Origin of the sequence: Caballeronia sp. INML2, from assembly GCF_023631365.1 — a bacterium.
Lineage (GTDB): Bacteria > Pseudomonadota > Gammaproteobacteria > Burkholderiales > Burkholderiaceae > Caballeronia > Caballeronia turbans.
In genome coordinates this window covers 1-314 of sequence record NZ_JALQDH010000236.1, presented here as the reverse complement: position 1 = coordinate 314, position 314 = coordinate 1, and the positions used below count along the sequence as shown (strand labels likewise).

The following is a 314-nucleotide window of genomic DNA, read 5'->3' as shown; positions in this document are numbered from 1 at the left end:
CTAACTGCATGTGGTGGTGGCGGGTCGAATTCGTCGACTGCGGCGAGCTCGTCAAACAACACAAGCCCGAGCACGACGGCCGGCTCACAGGGCACGAGCAACGTCAGTCTGAGCCCGGCCACTAGTCCTCAGAGCGCGAACGAGACCAGTCCGAACACGGGCTCCGGCAGCAGCTCGCAGAGCGCGAGCAACGCCAGTTTGAACGGCGTCTTGCTTGACGCGTCCTTCGGCGTGAAGGGCGACGGGATCACGAACGACCGCGTTGCGCTGCAAGCCGCGATCGACGGGTCAGTCGGACAGATTCTGCTGATCAC

General features: G+C 63.7%; 1 protein-coding gene. It reads right to left on the bottom strand.

Annotated elements, in window-relative coordinates; genetic code table 11:
* Window positions 1–128 precede the first annotated feature (128 nt).
* Window positions 129–314, bottom strand: a 186-nt coding sequence (locus NCT32_RS37820; protein WP_250491578.1) for a hypothetical protein, incomplete at its 5' end; no start/stop codon positions are given.